This window comes from Candidatus Eisenbacteria bacterium (assembly GCA_035577985.1).
Classification (GTDB): Bacteria; Desulfobacterota; Binatia; order DP-6; family DP-6; genus DATJZY01.
On sequence record DATJZY010000029.1, the window covers coordinates 1 to 15,351 of the forward strand.

A 15,351-nucleotide genomic window follows, 5' to 3' on the forward strand; every position below is an offset into this window, starting at 1 on the left:
GAGGCGCCTGCGAAGCGGCGCGACGAGACGCCCGGGCCGAGACGCGCCGAATGTCTTCTCGCGCGGCGGAGCCGAAGCCGAAGCCTTGTCCCCCGACCTCGCCGCCCGCCCGTCGCGACCTACTCGCCCCGCGCCGCCCGATCGCACCCGACCGACACGACGTAGCGGAAGAGCTGCACCTCGTCGTCCCACAGGTCGTCGGCGAGCCCTGCCTTGCGCTTGAGCTCGAGGAGGAAATCGCGTGGATCGGGCACGTGCGCCCAGACCTGCGGCAGGAAGGTGGCGCGGCTGTCGCGCCAGCGCAGGACGACGCCGTCGACGTGGGGGCGGAGCACGACGCAGGCGCCCGCCTCGTCGGCGCAGGAGACGCGCTCGAGCGGCGAAAGGATCGACACTTCGACGTCCAGGCGATCGACGTCGGCGGGCGCGAGGCCCGCCGCACGCGGGTCGTCGAAGGCGGCGGCGAGGGCGTTGGCCGCCACGTCCTCGACGATCGTGCGGCGCGGCTCGAGGCTCCCGATGCAGCCTTGCAGCCGGCCGTCGTGCCAGTGCAGCGAGACGAAGGTGGCCGCCCGTTCGCGGGTCCACTCGCCCGACGGGACGTGCGGCGGCGGACCGCCGAGCGCAGCCCGGACGCTCCCGCGTGCGAAGCGGGCGAGAATCGCGCCCTGCTCGGCCCCCGCCATGGCGCGTCCAGCGTGCGACCTTCCGCCCGCAACCGCAAGGGGATCCCGCTACGCCCTCCCCTGCGAGCGACGGTAGGCGGCGAGGGCGCGATCGCGAGCCGCGTGGTGGTCGACGATCGGCGCCGGGTAGTCGCGTCCGACGCGGCAGCCGGCGGCCTGCTGCTCGAGCGGGGCCAGCGCCCACGGCTCGTGCACGAGCGAGCCCCGAACGCGCGCGACCTCGGGCACCCAGCGCCGCACGTAGGCGCCGTCCGGGTCGAACTTCCTGGCCTGCAGCACCGGATTGAAGATGCGGAAGTACGGCGCGGCGTCGGTGCCGACGCCCGCCGTCCACTGCCACCCGCCGTTGTTCGCCGCGGGATCGCCGTCGACGAGCATGCGCATGAACCATGCCTCGCCGTGGCGCCAATCGACCAGCAGGTCCTTGGTGAGGAACGACGCGACGATCATGCGCGCGCGGTTGTGCATCCATCCGGTCGCCGCCAGCTGTCGCATGGCGGCGTCGACGATCGGGTAGCCCGTCCGCCCCTCCTGCCACGCGCCCAGATCGCCCGGGGCCCTGCGCCAAGGCACGTCCCGCAGGCCCGGGTTGAACGCCTCGCGCAACACCGAGGGGAAGTGGAAGAGGATCGCCAGGTAGAACTCGCGCCAGAGCAGCTCGGAGAGCCAGACGTCCGCTCCCGATCGCGCGCCGCCGTCGCGACCCAGCGCGGCGACCGCGGCGTCGCGCGCGGAGACCATTCCGAAGCGAAGGTACGGCGACAGCGCCGACGTGCCGTCGCGATCGACGCGATCGCGCTCGGCGGCATATCGGTCGATGGGCGCGGAGCGGCCGCGCGCGAAGGCGTCCAGCCGGCGCCGCGCTTCGGTCTCGCCGGCGGGGAATGCGCTCGGTGCTTCGCCGGCAGGGATCGGCTCGGAGGCGAGCGCGGCCGGCACCGCAGGAAGGCGATCGGGCGCTGCCACGAGGTCGCGACGCGACGGCAGCGGCCGCGCGAGCCACGCCTTCCTGAACGGGGTGAACACCGTGTAGGGCGTGCCGTCGTCCTTCACGACGTCCGCGGGATGCCGAATGCCGGGCGCCCCCACCATCTCGAGCGCCACGCGGCGCCCGACGGCCGCGTCGCGCCGCCGGGCGTATGGGCTCACGTCCGCCTCGGCGACGACCGCTCCGGCACGCGATGCCGCGACGAGTGCCGCCAGCACCTCGGCTGGCGGCCCCGTGCGTACGACGAGACGCGATCCGCGCGCCCGCAGCTCGGCGTCGAGCGCACGCAGACCGGCAAGGAGGAAGCTGCGGCGGCGGCCGGCGTCCCGATGCTGGCGAGCGGCGGCGAGGGCGGGATCGAGAACGAAGACCGGAATCACGCCGCCGCCCCGCAACGCCGCGGCAAGCGCCTGGTTGTCCGCGAGGCGCAGATCGCGGCGAATCCACCAGATCCTCGTCACACGGGCCGCCATAGCCGCCACGCCCCGTTGCGACCAGGGCCGCCCGCCGTGCCGCGCCTGCGCGTGCCGGCGTGGCACACCTGTGTCACGAGCGCCCTTGCGCCCGAGCCGCCGCGCGGCGGGACGGCCGGTCGAGACGGGCACGCCCGTTGCTCCGCTGGGTCGTCGATGCGCGTTCGTCCTCTCCTCTTCGCCATGGCCGTTCTGCTCGCGGGCGCCTCCTTCCTCGCCCGCGGGCAGAACGCGCCCTCGACGCTCGACGGCGACGCGAATGCGGGCGTCTTCCTCGGCTACGTCGCGATCGTCGCCGCCTACTGGGCGCGCGACGTGATGACGAGCCGCGCCGGTTGACAGCTCGCGAGCGCCGGCCGTAAGCGTCGCGCTTCTGGCCGGTCTCGCCCTGCTCGTCGTCCTCGTCACGACCGCCGCGCCCACCCTCGCCGACGGGGGCTGGCGCAGCGCGGGTACGCGCGACGGCATCACGATCGCGACGCGCGACGTCGAGGGTCCGGTGCACGAGATCCGCGCGACCGCGCATGCGGCGACGACGCCGGCGGCAATCCTCGCCACGCTCTGGCGCCACGAGGAGTACGCGCAGTTCGTGCCGTACCTGAAGCGGCTCGAGGTGTTGCGTGACGACGGCGACACGAAGCTCGTCTACGAGCAGTTCGGCATTCCGGTCCTGAGGGACCGCGACCGCGTCGTGCGCGTGACGCGCACGACCGACGCGGCGAGCGGCACCTGCGACCTCACGATCATCGCCGTGACGGACGAGGGCCCACCGCCGGACCCCGATCACGTCCGCGTGACGCGCAGCACGGCGGCCTGGCACCTGGTCCCGGCCGACGGCGGGACCGACGTCACGTACACCGTCAAGACCGACGGCGGCGGCATCGTGCCGGGCTGGATCGTCAACGCCGCGCAGAAGGACGCGGTGCCGAAGCTCGTGCGCGCGGTGCTGGATCGCGCCGCGTCGGCTCCGCCCTGAGCGTCAGCGAAAGAGCGCCGCCGTCCGCTCCATCCACCAGAAGGCGGCGAGCGATCCCATGGCGTAGACGGGCACGCGCGTGACCCAGCGCGGCACGCGCGCGACGAGCGGGCCGGCCAGCGCACGCAGCGCGACCACCACGACGACGAAGAACGCCTGACCGATCTCGATGCCGATGTTGAAGGCGAGCAGCGCCAGCGGCACCTCGTCCTGCGGCAGCCCGGCCTGCGTCAGGGCGGCGGCGAACCCGAAGCCGTGCAGCAGGCCGAAGAGCGCGGCCATCACCCACGGCCGGCGCCGGATCGCCGAGCGGGAGCCGGGATCGCGCGCGACCTCCACGGCGAGGAGGAAGACGCTCGCCGCGATGGCGGCCTCGATCGGCCGTACCGGCAGCGCCACCAGCCCGAGCACGGCCGCCGTCAGCGTCACGCTGTGCCCGAGGGTGAACGCGGTGACGGTGCCGAGGAGCTGCCAGGTGGTCGTGGTGAGCAGCACGAGCCCGAGCACGAACAGGAGGTGGTCGGGTCCCGACAGGATGTGCTCGACACCGAGGCGGGCGTAGCCCCACGCCACGTCGAGCGGGCGCGAGCGGGCCGGAACGACGAGAAAGGGTTGGTCCGCCGTCACGAGGGCCTGCGCGACGCGGCCGTCGGCCATGACCACGCGCACGACCGCGGGCGGCGAGAAGGGCGTGAGGCCCCCGACGGCGATCCGCGCACCGACGAGCCCCTGCTCCCCGCACTCCGCCGTCCAGGCGACCTCGACCGCCGACGCGTCGGTCGCGGATCTGCGGGGTCCGAGGTCACGACAGCCCTCCGGCAGCTCGGGGACGACCCGCGCTCCGGGAACGCCCAGGACGGGCACCTTCCACCGCACGCCGACGCGGCCGGCGCCCAGCTCGCGCACCTCGAGCAGCGACGGGGCGAGCGGATGGGCCGATGCGCCGCCCGCGAGGGCAACGGAAAGCACGGCCACGGCGAGCGTTCGCGACACGCTGCATCCTACCCCGACACGAGCGCACCTCGACAGCCGAGTGCGCTCGCGTTAAGCCGATACCGTGCATCCCATCGCTGCCGCCGCGCTCCTCGTCCTCCTTCCTGCGATCGCCGGGGCCGAGGCGCCGCCGTGGAAGCGAACCGAGACCCGCGAGCCGTGCGCGCGCTACGACCGGCTGCGGGCTCCCTACGTCGGCGACCTCCACATCCATACCGCGTTCTCGGCCGACGCGTACATCTTCGGCACGCGCGTCGGCCCGCGCGACGCCTACGACTTCGCGCGCGGCACGACCATCCCCGTCGCGGACGCGATGGAGGAGCAGACCCGCAGCGCGACGATCGATCGCCCGCTCGACTTCGCGGCCGTCACCGACCACGCGGAGCTGTTCGGCGAGGTCAATCTGTGCACGACGCCGGGCTCGCCCGTCTTCGACATCGAGTTCTGCCAGATCCTGCGCCTGCACGAAGCCACGCCCGTCGACGAGCTCTTCACCACGATCAGGTGGCTCTTCCCGCTCGGCGTCCCGGACCTGACGCCCAACCGTCCGACCTCGGAGGCGTTCTGCTCCGAGACGCCGGGGGTCGACTGCGACGCGGCCGCCGTCTCCGTCTGGCAGGAGATCCAGGCCGCGGCGGAGGAGGCGTACGACCGTACCTCCAGCTGCGGGTTCACGAGCTTCATCGGCTACGAGCACACGCCGAGCCCGCTCGGCCGCCACCTGCACCGCAACGTCATCTTCCGCAACGAGCACGTGCCGGCGTTCGCCGCGAGCGCGCTCGACACGATCCAGGAGAACGCGCTCCAGGGCCTGTGGACCGCGATCGAATCGGGCTGCACGGGCGCCGGGACGGGCTGCGAGGCCGTCATCATCCCGCACAACTCGAACCTGAGCGGGGGCGAGCAGTTCATCGACCCGCTCGACGCGGCCGACGCGTTCCGCCGCCAGACGCTCGAGCCGCTGGTCGAGATCCATCAGGTGAAGGGCAACTCGGAGTGCCGCTTCGATCGCCTCGCCGGCGCGGGAGTGGGAACGGCCGACGAGCTCTGCACGTTCGAGCAGCGCGAGACGCCGTTCGAGGGACCGGACGGGACCGCGGTGTCGATCGACAAGTATCCGCGGCGAAACCTCGTACGCCCGACGCTCGAGGACGGCCTCGGCTTCGAGCGCACGCTCGGCGTGAATCCGTTCCGCTTCGGCTTCGTCGGCAGCACCGATACCCACAACGCCACCGCCGGCGACACCGAAGAGCAAGGTTGGGGAGGCATCCAGGGCCAGGACGACGCGTCGCCCGCGCGCATGATCTCGGACAACATGCGCAACAACCCCGGCGGCCTGACCGTGGTCTGGGCGGAGGAGAACTCGCGCGACGCCATCTTCTCGGCGCTCCAGCGCCGCGAGACCTACGCGACGAGCGGGACGCGTCCGATCGTCCGCTTCTTCGGCGGCGACCTCTCGGGCGTCGAGTGCGGCAAGGCCGACTTCGTCGCGCGCGCCTACACGACGGGCACGCCGATGGGCGGTGACGTGGGCCCGGTGCGCGGCAAGAAGAGCCCGCGCTTCGCCCTGTGGGCGATGAAGGATCCGCAGGGCACTGACCTCCAGCGCGTCCAGATCGTGAAGGGCTGGGCCGACGCCGACGGAACGACGCACGACCAGACCTTCGACGTCGCGGGCAATGCGGCGAACGGTGCCGGCGTCGATCCGACGACCTGCGCACCGACGGGCACGGGCGCGGCCGACCTCTGCGCCGTGTGGACCGATCCCGACTTCGACCCGGCCCAGCACGCCTTCTACTACGCGCGTGTGGTCGAGAACCCGACCTGTCGCTGGAGCACGCGCATCTGCCAGCAGGCCGGGGTGGACCCGTTCGCCGCAGATTGCGCGGCGCAGGCGGCCGCGGCCCCGCCCGAGTTCGCCGACTGCTGTCTCGGCAAGACGAACGACGCGTTCCTCGACCCGACGATCCAGGAACGCGCGTGGACGTCGCCGATCTGGTACCGCCCGGAGACCTTCACCAAAGCGCACGGGCGCGTGAGGTTCGCCCAGCGCGGGGGGAGCGACACCGTCGCGCTGCGCGCGACGTTGGGCGGCCTGCCGAAGGATTTCGATCCGGTCGCGAACGGGCTCACGGTACGCGTCACCAACGGCGACGACCTTCTCGCGCTCGTCGCCGCACCCGGCGCCGTCCGTCGCAAGGGCCGGCGCTTCGTCTACAAGGACGCAAGCCCCGCCACCGTCTCGCTCACGCTCGGCCGCAAGGGCGACGCCGTCCTGCTGGTCCGCGCGTCGTCGCGCGATCTCGCGGCCGTCGCCCGCGAGGATCAGATCGTCACCGTGTCGCTCGCGAGCGGCCTCTTCCGCGCCGCCCAGACACGCATGTGGGCGGGCTCGGCGCGACAGCTCGCCTTCGGAGGACGCTAGTGGGCTGGCGGAGCCCGGCGCTGCACTTCCTCGCCATCGGCGCCGTGCTGTTCGTCGCGCGGCCGTGGTGGGAGCGGCAGGCGACGCCGCGCCACGCGGTCGCCGCGACGACCGACGACGAGCTGCTGCGTCGCGAGGCGCTCGACCGGGGGATCGATCGCGCCGACCCCGCGGTGCGCGAGCGCCTCGCGCGGCTCGGGCGATTCGTCGGCGAGGACGCGCGGAGCGAGGCCGAGCTCGAAGCGGAGGCGCGACGCCTCGGCCTCGAGCGCAGCGACGTCGTCGTGCAGCGGCATCTCGTACAGATGATGCACCTCGCAGCCGGCAAGCTCGGGCCCGCCGACATGCCGACCGAGGCCGAGCTGCAGGCCTACCTCGACGCGCACGCGCAGGCGTTCGCGCAGCCCCCGCGCATTCGATTGACGCACGTGTATTTGAGCCGCGATCGTTGCGGCGCGGCGCTCGACGCCGAGGCGGCGCTGCTCCTGCGCGAGCTGCGCCGGAGCAGCGTTCCACCGGACGTCGCCGCCGCGCGCGGCGACGCGTTCCTCGCCGGTGCGACCATCGGTCCCGCGTCCCCGGCCGAGCTCGAGCGCATCTTCGGCCCCGAGCTCGCGCGCAGCGTCGCCGGCGCGCCGCCGGACCACTGGATCGGGCCGGTGCCGTCGCCGTACGGGCTCCACCTCGTATGGGTGCACGAGCGCGAGCCCGCGCGCGTGCCGTCGCTGGGTGCCGTCCGCAGCCAGGTGCTGCACCGGCTCCTGCGCGAGCGGAGCGAGGAACGCGCTCGGACCCGGGTCGCCGCCCTGCGGGCACGCGACGCCCGCGGGGACGGCGAGTGAGCCCGCGGCGATGACCGCACGAGGGCCGGCCCGCTGGCTCTTCGACGCGTGGTCGACCTTCTACGATCAGCCGGCCATCCAGCGCCTCACCTATCGTCCGGTGCAAGACGCCGTCGTCGCGGCGTTGCAGCCGCTGCGCCCCCGGTGCGTGCTCGACCTGGGATGCGGCACGGGGCTCCTCACGGCGCGCCTGCGGGGCGCGTTTCCGGCCACGACCGTCGTCGGCTGCGACTTCTCGGACGGCATGCTCCGTCACGCGCACGCCCACGAGCCCGGGGTGCCCTGGGTGCGCGGCGACGCCCTTCGCCTCCCGTTTCGCGATGCCGCCTTCGACGCGATCGTCTCGACCGAAGCCTTCCACTGGTTCCCCGATCAGCCGCTGGCGCTCGCCGAGATGCGACGCGTCCTCGTCCCCGGCGGCCACGCGCTGATCGCGATCGTCAACACGCCGCACGAGACCGTGCGCACCCTCGTCCGCGCCGCGTCGCGGACCTTCGGCCAGCCGTTCGACTGGCCCACATCGCGCCAGATGCGGGTCCTCTTCGAGGCGGCCGGCCTCCACGTCGCGGCGCAACGCCGCGTCTATCGACTGCCCGCCGGCATCCTCCTCCCGCCCGTGCTCACGATCGGGACGCGACCTGCGACACCCCGCGATTGAACCCCGGGCGTCCGACCGATATGCCGCCCGTGTGGCACTCACCGACAAGTTCAAGCTGACCGACAAGGTCGCGATCGTGACCGGTGGCGGTCGCGGCATCGGCCAGGGCATCGCCCTCGCCTTCGCGGAGCAGGGCGCCGACGTCGTGTGCGCGGCGCGGACGGAGGCGGAGATCGAGGCGACGGCCGCCAAGGTGCGCGCCTTCGGGCGGCGCGCCATCGCGTTTCCGTGCGACGTCACGGACGCCGCACAGCTCGAGGCCCTGGTCGCGCGCACGATGCGCGAGCTCGGGCGCATCGACCTGCTGGTCAACAACGCGGGTGGCTTCCCGCCCATGGCCTTCCTCGACACCGACCTGCCGTCCTGGGAGTGGTGCTTCCGCTTCAACCTCACGTCGGCGTACCTGCTGACGCGCTCGTGCCTCCCTCACATGCTCGCCGCGGACGGCGGCGCGGTGCTGAACATCTCGTCGGCGGCGGGCCGCATCGTGCGCGGCGGCTTCACGGCCTACGGCACGGCCAAGGCCGCCCTCTCCTTCATGACCCGACAGCTCGCCGCGGAGTTCGCGCCCAAGGTGCGTCTGAACGCCCTCGCCGTCGGCGCGGTCGCGACCTCGGCGCTGGCGCCCTTCCTCACCCCCGAGCTGCGCGCCCAGATGGAGTCGATGACGCCCATGAAGCGCATCGGCTCGGTCGAGGACATCGCGCTGGCGGCCCTCTGGCTCTGCTCGCCGGCCGGCGGGTGGGTCACCGGGAAGGTGATCGAGGTCGACGGTGGCACCGAAGCGACGAACTGGCCGTTCGATTGACGCACCGGCACGCGCGCTCGCGGCGGCGCTCCTCGTCGCGCTCGCGTTCGCCGCGTGCCGGAAGTCTGCGCCCGAGGTCCCGGTCGGCGAGGGCCGCTTTCTGCTCGGGGTCTTCGAGGGCACCCTTCCCTGTCGGAACTGCGACGGCATCCGCACGCACCTCACGCTCTGGACGAGCGGCCCCGACGACTTCACGCGTCCCACCTATTCGCTCGTCGAGACCTACATCGGCACGCAGATGGGCCTGCAGCGGTTCCGCGCCGAGGGGCCGTGGACGCTCGTGCGCGGCGGCGCGGCCGACCCCGAGGTCACGATCTTCCAGCTCGAGCCCGACAAGCCGACGATGCAGCGAAGCTTCCGCGTGCTCGACTCGCAGCGGATCGCGCTGCTCGGCCGCGACCTGCGCACGCTCGAGCCGCTGGACGACTACACGCTCACGCGCGTCGAGACGCCGCCCGCGGATCAGAGCGAGCCGTAGACCGCGGCGACCAGCCCCGTCGTCCGATCGTCGCCCGCAGGATCGAACTTCATGCGCGTCGAGACGTAGCCGAACGCGAGGTCGCGTTCCGGATCGGCGAAGCCGAGCGACCCGCCCGCGCCGTGGTGCCCGAACGCGCGCGCGCCCGCGCCGGGGGAGATGATCGGCTGGAGCGAGAAGCCGAGGCCGAACGCGGTCGGAAGCAGAATCACGCGATCGGGTCCCTCGGACTGCACGACGCATGCGGCCGCGACCGTGCTCGGCTCGAGGATGCGCGCGCCGTCGACGTCGCCGACGAGCGCCGCGTAGAAGCGCGCCAGCGCCCGCGCGCTGCCGACCCCGTTCGACGACGGCATCTCGGCCGCGAGCACGTCGGGGCGGTTCCACATCTCGTCGTACGCGAACAGGCCCGAGGGTCCGTTCATGACCCGCGCCATGAGCGAGCCGGCGCCGAACACGTCGGCCAGGGACACCAGCGGATCGGGCGGGATCATACGCGCACAGCGCGCGAGATCCGGCTCGCGGGTCCCGATGCGGAAGTCGAGGCCGAACGGGCGCCGAATCTCGTCCGCGAAGAAGCGGCCGAGCGACCGCCCCGTCACCCGCCGCACGACCTCGCCCAGGATCCAGCCGAACGAGCGCGCGTGGTAGCCGTGCGCCGTCCCCGGCTCCCAGTTGGGCGCCTGCGCGGCGATGGCCGCGACGACGGGCTCCCACGCGAGCACCTGGGCGAGCGTGAAGTCGCCCTCGACGGCGGCGAGCCCCGCCTTGTGGCAGAGCACCCAACGCAGCGGGATCGCCCCCTTGCCCGCGGCGGCGAACTCGGGCCACCAGGTGGCGACCGGCGCGGCGACGTCGAGGAGGCCGCGCTCGACGAGCAGGTTCACGCACGCCGCGGTGATGCCCTTGGTCGCCGAGAACACGATCTGCACCGTGTCCTCCTCCCAGGACCGCCCCGCGACGTGATCGGCGAGGCCCGCCCACAGGTCGACGACCGGCACGCCCCGGCGGTAGACGGCGCACGCGGCCCCGACATCGCCGTGGTGCAGGAAGTTCGCGGCGAAGGCGTCGCGGACCCTCTCCCATCCGCGGGCGCACCAGCCGTGGACGGCCGGCATCAGCCGCGCGCCGCGATGCCGAGCTTGATGCCGACGAGCAGGAGCAGGACGACGACCGGCAGCGTCAGGAGGACGATCTGCCGCACGCCCATCACCGAAAGGATCGCGTACGCGAGCGGATCGCGGACCATGGGCGGCGCCGAGCGGTAGGTTCGCCAGACGCGGCGCGCGAGCGCGGCGCTGGTCGCGAAGCCGACCAGGCCCACCACCATGGCCGCGAACACGAACGGATCGCCGAGGCCGTGTCCGCCCGGGATCAGCGCGTCGCGTGCGGCGGCGAAGACGAGCCCCACGCACGAGGCGAGCGTCACCGCCCACAGCGAGAGACCCACCTGCTGCACGCCGCGGCGTGCGAACGCCTCCTCGGTCTCGGCGACCGCGTGCGTGACGACGCGCTTGGCCGAGTCCTCGACCGACCCGATGATCCGCCGCACGGCTTCGAGGATGGCGAAGACGACCGCCGCGTCGTCGATGAATCCCGCGCCCGGGATGGCGTCCGGGATGACGTCGAACGGATTCACGAGATAGACGAGCCCCGCCAGCACGATCACCTTGTACTTCGCGGGCACGCGCGGGTCGGTGACGTAGCCGTAGAGCTCCTTCACCCGCGCGATGAGGTTCGTGTCGCGGAGCTTCCCGAGGACGCCGCCGAGCCGCGCGTCGACGCGCGCTTTCGCGTCGGGCCGCTCGGCTTCGTCGATCGCCCACGAGGGGATCGGCAGGTTCGGGTCCTCCCCGGACGCGCGCGCCACGACGCCCCTCACGCGAAGAGCGCCGACGAGAGGTAGCGCTCGCCGGAATCCGGCAGCACGGTCACGATGGTCTTGCCGGCGAACTCGCGCTCCTTGGCGATGCGGAGCGCGACCACGGCCGCGGCGCCGCACGAGATCCCCGAGAGGATGCCCTCCTCGCGCGCGAGGCGATGCGCCATCTCGATCGACTCCTCGTCGGTCACGGTCTCGATGCGGTCGACCAGCGAGAGGTCGAGGTTGTCCGGAACGAAGCCGGCCCCAATGCCCTGGATCTTGTGCGGCGACGGCGTCAGCTTCTCCCCCGCGCGCGTCTGGCCGATGACGGGGCTCTTGGCCGGCTCGACGGCGACCGACAGGATCGGCTTGCGCTTCTTGATGTAGCGCGAGACGCCCGTGATGGTCCCGCCGGTGCCGACGCCCGAGACGAAGACGTCGATCGCGCCGTCGGTGTCCGCCCAGATCTCGGGACCCGTCGTGCGCTCGTGGATGGCCGGGTTGGCCGGATTGCGGAACTGCTGCGGCATGAAGAACTTCGCCGGATCGGTCGCGACGATCTCCTCGGCCTTGCGGATGGCGCCGGTCATGCCCTCGGGGCCCGGCGTGAGGACGAGGTTCGCGCCGAACGCCGCCAGCACCTTGCGCCGCTCGAGGCTCATGGTCTCCGGCATGGTGAGGGTCAGCGGATAGCCGCGCGACGCGCACACGAACGCGAGCGCGATGCCGGTGTTGCCGCTGGTCGGCTCGACGACCTCGATGCCCTTCTTCAACACGCCGCGCTCCTCGGCGTCCCAGATCATGGCGGCCCCGATCCGGCACTTGACCGAGTATGCCGGATTGCGACCTTCGATCTTGCCGAGGATCCGCGCCGTCGTGCCCGCACCGATCCGCCGCAGGTGCACCAGCGGCGTCCCGCCGATCGATCGGGAATTGTCCTCGAAGATGCGCGCCATGGGGGCCTTCCTGTCAGATTTGGTAGTCGTCCGCCAACTGGTCGGCCTGCATCTGCTGCGGCGTGCGCACGACGATGCGGGTCTCCGGCGGCACCGACTGCGTCAGCCACACGTTGCCGCCGACGACCGAGCCGCGCCCGATGCGCACGGGTCCGAGAATCGTCGCGCCGGAGTAGATCGTGACGCCGTCCTCGATGTCCGGGTGGCGCTTCGCGCCCTTGATCGCACGCCCCTGCGCATCGTGCGGAATGCTGCGCGCGCCGAGCGTCACGCCCTGGTAGATGCGGACACCCTCGCCGATGACGCACGTCTCGCCGATGACGACACCCGTGCCGTGGTCGATGAAGAAGCGGCGGCCGATCTCGGCGCCGGGGTGGATGTCGATGCCGGTACGCGAGTGGGCGTACTCGGTCATGACCCGCGGGACGATCGGCACGTCGTCGCGGTGGAGCACGTGCGCCATCCGGTACACGGCTATCGCCTGCAATCCGGGATAGGCGAGCACGATCTCCTCGATCGAGTGCGCGGCGGGATCGCCGTCGTACGCCGCCTGGATGTCGGTCGCGAGCACGTCGCGGATGGCGGGAATCCGCGTGAGGAGGCTCATCGTCGCCGCCTCGGCCTTCGGCCCGCACTCGTCGCAATCCGCCGCCGACACGGCGACACCGCCCCGGAAGCGGAGGCCCTTCTCGAGCTCGCCGCGCAGGCGCGCCGCGACGCCGCGCACGCGGGCGCGCGTGCGCTCTCCGAGCTCGGCGGGATCGAGCCCCGCGGGCTCGAGGAAGCCCGGAAAGAGGATGCGCAGGAGGTCCTCCACCACGCCCCAGAGGATCTCGCGGCTCGGAAGCTGTCCGCCCTGGAGGTGGCTCAACTCGCCGCGCGCACGGTAGCTCGCGAGGATCGACGCCGCGATCTCGCCGAGCCGGCGATCGTGATCGGTGCTCATGCGGGGACTCTAGGCGCGTGCCGGACGTGCGTCCACAGCGCCCCGCCTCCGTGGACCCCCGGTTGCCTCAATCCGGAATTTGGCGGATAAGGGCGCGATCCTCGTGTTTCGTTAGCGCGCGACTCGCGCGCATCGTTTTGGTGGCGATCTCGGCTTCTCGCTCAGGCAACCGCGACCAAACCAACTATCGCCCCCGTAGGGGCAGGAGAATGCCATGGGCAAGAAGCTGTTCGTAGGAAACCTTTCGTTCTCGACCACCGGCGCGGACCTCGAGTCGCTGTTCGCAGCCGCCGGGACGGTCGAGTCGGCAACCGTCGTGAACGACCGTGAGAGCGGTCGCTCGCGCGGTTTCGGCTTCGTCGAGATGAGCACGTCGAACGAGGCCAGCAAGGCCATCGCGGAGCTGAACGGCCGCGACGTCGGCGGGCGCCAGATCAACGTGAGCGAAGCCAACGAGCGCGCGCCGCGGGGCGGCGGCGGCGGTGGCGGGCGCTCCGGCGGCTTCGGCGGCCGCAACCGCTACTAACCACCTGGGCGCGCGGGGGGCAGCGCCCCCCGCGCGCACAGCTCAGCGTCGCTCGGCGTGCAGGAGCGCGCGGTCGAGCGCACCCACGAGCGACGCCAGATCCGTCGGCGCATCGAGCGCGCGCGCCAGCGCCGCACCGGTGACCGGATCGAGACGCCGCTGCGCGTCGGCGGGAAGGAGTCGGCGCGCGAGCGCCGCGGCGAGCCGCACGTGTCCCTGGGCCGCGGCGGGTGGCTCGGCGACATCCGCGCCGTCGAAGTCCGCGAGCACGAGTGCCGGACCGCCGCCCGGTGCCGTCAGGAATCGCTCGGGCTCGACGTCGGGCAGCAGCACGCCGCCTAGGGCGAGCGCGCGGAGCAGCCGCGCGACGTGCGCCGCGCTGCCGAGCGCCGCGGGCAGATCGAGCGGGCCGTCCGGCAACCACGGCCGGCCCGCGCCGGCGACGGCCACGTACGGGATGCCACTCGCCACGCCGTGCTCGACGACCGCCGCTACGCCGGGAAGCGCGAGACCTTCCTGGAGGCGCGCCTCCGCCGCCAGACGATCCGTGTCGGCCGCGGTCGCGGTGCGGAGCCACACGGGACGTTGGCCGTCGAGCCAGAACGCGTCCGCCAGACGCCCGCGCTCGGACGGCGCGACGCCGAGGGCGATGCGGCCGAGGCGTCGAGCATCGAGCGCGGCAAGGAGCCGCTCCGCGCGCCGGAGGCCGGGCTGCGCCCGCCGCAGCTCCTCCAGCACCGACCGTGCCCGGTCGTCGGCGTGGCGGCCGAGGAGCTGTGCGGCGCGCCGCATGGCCAGGTCGGCGTACAGGCGACCGTCGCGCGGCAGGCTCGGGAGCAGGACGCCCGTCGCGCGATCGGCGAGCGCCGCCGGGACGGTCGGATCGAGCGCCAGCTCGAGCATCGCGGCGCGCAGCGGCTCGACGTAGCTTCGGAGCACCGGGTCGGGCGCATTCAGCACGCGTTGCATCCCGTCGACGACGAGCGCCGGCGGCTCGGTGCCCCCGCCCTCGAGCAGGCGGCGGTGGACCGCGCGGAGCGGCAGCACGGCGTCGGCCACCTCCGGCGGAAGCGGCGTCGCCGCGTCGAAGGCGCGCCGGAAGCCCGGCATCGCGAGCAGGCTGAAGAGCACCTGGATGCGCTCGTGATCGGCGAAGGTCTGGATCAGGACCTGCAGGAGGCGCACGACGCGCGTCGCCGACAGGCTCTCGAAGTCGATGCGCGCGACGACCTCGCCGAACGCCTGCGCCGCCTCGGCGTGCGAGCGCACCTGCGCCAGCGCCTCGAGGTAGCTGAGCAGCGTCCCGAGGTCGGCCGTGACGCGCACGGCGCCGGCGAGCATGCGCGCCCGCGCCGCCGCGTCGGAGTGGAGCGGCTCGCGCAGCAGCGCGGCGTCGATCGTCGCGCGGTCGAGCTTTCCCAGCAGGTGCCGGCATACGCCGCGATCGCTGGGCTCGCGCTGGCCGTTCACGAGCAGATCCTCCTGCGAGTTGAGCTTCATGCGGAGCTGGTCCTTGTAGCGCCGCAGGAACGCCAGGTGCTGTCTCATCTCCGCGACCTCGGCCGGCGACAGCGGTGCGTCGGCCGAGCGGGCATCGGCCGCGAGCGGGCTCACGGCCGGGAGCACCGGCTGCGGGGCGCGGGCGCGCTGCTGCTCCCGATCGTCGCGCCGTCCCCCGCCCCCGCCGCGACGGCGACGGCGGCGACGCGCGGGGTGAGCCCCGCCCGGACCC

At 73.1% G+C, this 15,351-nt stretch carries 16 protein-coding genes; 8 read left to right on the forward strand and 8 right to left on the reverse strand.

Annotation, left to right across the window (positions count from 1 at the left end; translation table 11 throughout):
* Positions 1-119: 119 nt before the first annotated feature.
* Together amrA and VMS22_04235 are read right to left on the reverse strand one after the other, a co-directional pair.
* A complete protein-coding gene (gene amrA, locus VMS22_04230; GenBank protein HXJ33226.1) occupies positions 120-686 on the reverse strand; it encodes an AmmeMemoRadiSam system protein A in 567 nt (188 codons plus the stop codon).
* A gap of 48 nt (positions 687-734) precedes the next feature.
* Positions 735-2,135, reverse strand: a complete 1,401-nt coding sequence (locus VMS22_04235; protein HXJ33227.1) for a deoxyribodipyrimidine photo-lyase — start codon at positions 2,133-2,135, stop codon at positions 735-737.
* Between the two features lie 168 nt (positions 2,136-2,303).
* Here VMS22_04235 and VMS22_04240 point away from each other — a divergent pair, with 168 nt between their 5' ends.
* Both VMS22_04240 and VMS22_04245 read left to right on the forward strand, forming a co-directional pair.
* Entirely contained in the window at positions 2,304-2,486 is a 183-nt protein-coding gene (locus VMS22_04240; GenBank protein ID HXJ33228.1) for a hypothetical protein, read from the forward strand.
* Positions 2,487-2,535: 49 nt separating this feature from the next.
* Positions 2,536-3,123, forward strand: a complete 588-nt coding sequence (locus VMS22_04245; GenBank protein HXJ33229.1) for an START domain-containing protein — start codon at positions 2,536-2,538, stop codon at positions 3,121-3,123.
* Positions 3,124-3,126: 3 nt separating this feature from the next.
* Here the strand turns inward: VMS22_04245 and VMS22_04250 are convergent, their stop codons facing one another.
* Complete coding sequence (locus tag VMS22_04250) at positions 3,127-4,116, reverse strand: HupE/UreJ family protein (GenBank protein HXJ33230.1); 990 nt, start codon at positions 4,114-4,116, stop codon at positions 3,127-3,129.
* Positions 4,117-4,180: 64 nt separating this feature from the next.
* Here VMS22_04250 and VMS22_04255 point away from each other — a divergent pair, with 64 nt between their 5' ends.
* The 5 genes from VMS22_04255 to VMS22_04275 are packed head-to-tail and all read left to right on the forward strand — an operon-like array spanning position 4,181 to position 9,327.
* Complete coding sequence (locus VMS22_04255) at positions 4,181-6,541, forward strand: DUF3604 domain-containing protein (GenBank protein ID HXJ33231.1); 2,361 nt, start codon at positions 4,181-4,183, stop codon at positions 6,539-6,541.
* Positions 6,541-7,383, forward strand: a complete 843-nt coding sequence (locus VMS22_04260; protein HXJ33232.1) for a peptidylprolyl isomerase — start codon at positions 6,541-6,543, stop codon at positions 7,381-7,383. The genes VMS22_04255 and VMS22_04260 overlap by 1 nt, the downstream gene beginning before the upstream one ends.
* A gap of 10 nt (positions 7,384-7,393) precedes the next feature.
* On the forward strand, positions 7,394-8,041 hold the full coding sequence (locus tag VMS22_04265) for a class I SAM-dependent methyltransferase (GenBank protein ID HXJ33233.1): 648 nt from the start codon (positions 7,394-7,396) through the stop codon (positions 8,039-8,041).
* Positions 8,042-8,072: 31 nt separating this feature from the next.
* Positions 8,073-8,849 carry a glucose 1-dehydrogenase gene (locus VMS22_04270; protein HXJ33234.1) on the forward strand — a complete coding sequence of 259 codons (777 nt, stop codon included), beginning with the start codon at positions 8,073-8,075 and terminating at the stop codon, positions 8,847-8,849.
* Entirely contained in the window at positions 8,815-9,327 is a 513-nt protein-coding gene (locus tag VMS22_04275) for a copper resistance protein NlpE N-terminal domain-containing protein (protein HXJ33235.1), read from the forward strand. The genes VMS22_04270 and VMS22_04275 overlap by 35 nt, the downstream gene beginning before the upstream one ends.
* On the opposite strand, the gene VMS22_04280 is transcribed toward VMS22_04275, so the two are convergent.
* The 4 genes from VMS22_04280 to epsC are packed head-to-tail and all read right to left on the reverse strand — an operon-like array spanning position 9,312 to position 13,093.
* On the reverse strand, positions 9,312-10,445 hold the full coding sequence (locus VMS22_04280; GenBank protein HXJ33236.1) for a serine hydrolase domain-containing protein: 1,134 nt from the start codon (positions 10,443-10,445) through the stop codon (positions 9,312-9,314). The two genes, VMS22_04275 and VMS22_04280, sit on opposite strands and share 16 nt — an antisense overlap.
* Positions 10,445-11,197, reverse strand: coding sequence for a DUF1232 domain-containing protein (locus VMS22_04285; GenBank protein HXJ33237.1), 753 nt, complete (start codon positions 11,195-11,197; stop codon positions 10,445-10,447). Before VMS22_04285 ends, VMS22_04280 begins: the two co-directional genes overlap by 1 nt.
* 8 nt (positions 11,198-11,205) lie before the next feature.
* A complete protein-coding gene (cysK, locus tag VMS22_04290) occupies positions 11,206-12,147 on the reverse strand; it encodes a cysteine synthase A (GenBank protein HXJ33238.1) in 942 nt (313 codons plus the stop codon).
* 13 nt (positions 12,148-12,160) lie between these two features.
* Complete coding sequence (gene epsC, locus VMS22_04295) at positions 12,161-13,093, reverse strand: serine O-acetyltransferase EpsC (GenBank protein HXJ33239.1); 933 nt, start codon at positions 13,091-13,093, stop codon at positions 12,161-12,163.
* Positions 13,094-13,307: 214 nt separating this feature from the next.
* On the opposite strand from epsC, the gene VMS22_04300 reads away from it, so the two are divergent.
* On the forward strand, positions 13,308-13,619 hold the full coding sequence (locus tag VMS22_04300; protein HXJ33240.1) for an RNA-binding protein: 312 nt from the start codon (positions 13,308-13,310) through the stop codon (positions 13,617-13,619).
* 42 nt (positions 13,620-13,661) lie between these two features.
* Here the strand turns inward: VMS22_04300 and VMS22_04305 are convergent, their stop codons facing one another.
* A complete protein-coding gene (locus VMS22_04305; GenBank protein HXJ33241.1) occupies positions 13,662-15,233 on the reverse strand; it encodes a hypothetical protein in 1,572 nt (523 codons plus the stop codon).
* Positions 15,234-15,351: the final 118 nt, after the last annotated feature.

What these genes read in the sequence shown, in the direction of transcription:
- amrA (HXJ33226.1), bottom strand. Translation starts at nt 686, where the DNA reads ATGGCGGGGGCCGAGCAGGGCGCGATTCTCGCCCGCTTCGCACGCGGG.
- VMS22_04280 (HXJ33236.1), bottom strand. Translation starts at nt 10,445, where the DNA reads ATGCCGGCCGTCCACGGCTGGTGCGCCCGCGGATGGGAGAGGGTCCGC.
- VMS22_04265 (HXJ33233.1), top strand. Translation starts at nt 7,394, where the DNA reads ATGACCGCACGAGGGCCGGCCCGCTGGCTCTTCGACGCGTGGTCGACC.
- epsC (HXJ33239.1), bottom strand. Translation starts at nt 13,093, where the DNA reads ATGAGCACCGATCACGATCGCCGGCTCGGCGAGATCGCGGCGTCGATC.
- cysK (HXJ33238.1), bottom strand. Translation starts at nt 12,147, where the DNA reads ATGGCGCGCATCTTCGAGGACAATTCCCGATCGATCGGCGGGACGCCG.
- VMS22_04240 (HXJ33228.1), top strand. Translation starts at nt 2,304, where the DNA reads ATGCGCGTTCGTCCTCTCCTCTTCGCCATGGCCGTTCTGCTCGCGGGC.
- VMS22_04300 (HXJ33240.1), top strand. Translation starts at nt 13,308, where the DNA reads ATGGGCAAGAAGCTGTTCGTAGGAAACCTTTCGTTCTCGACCACCGGC.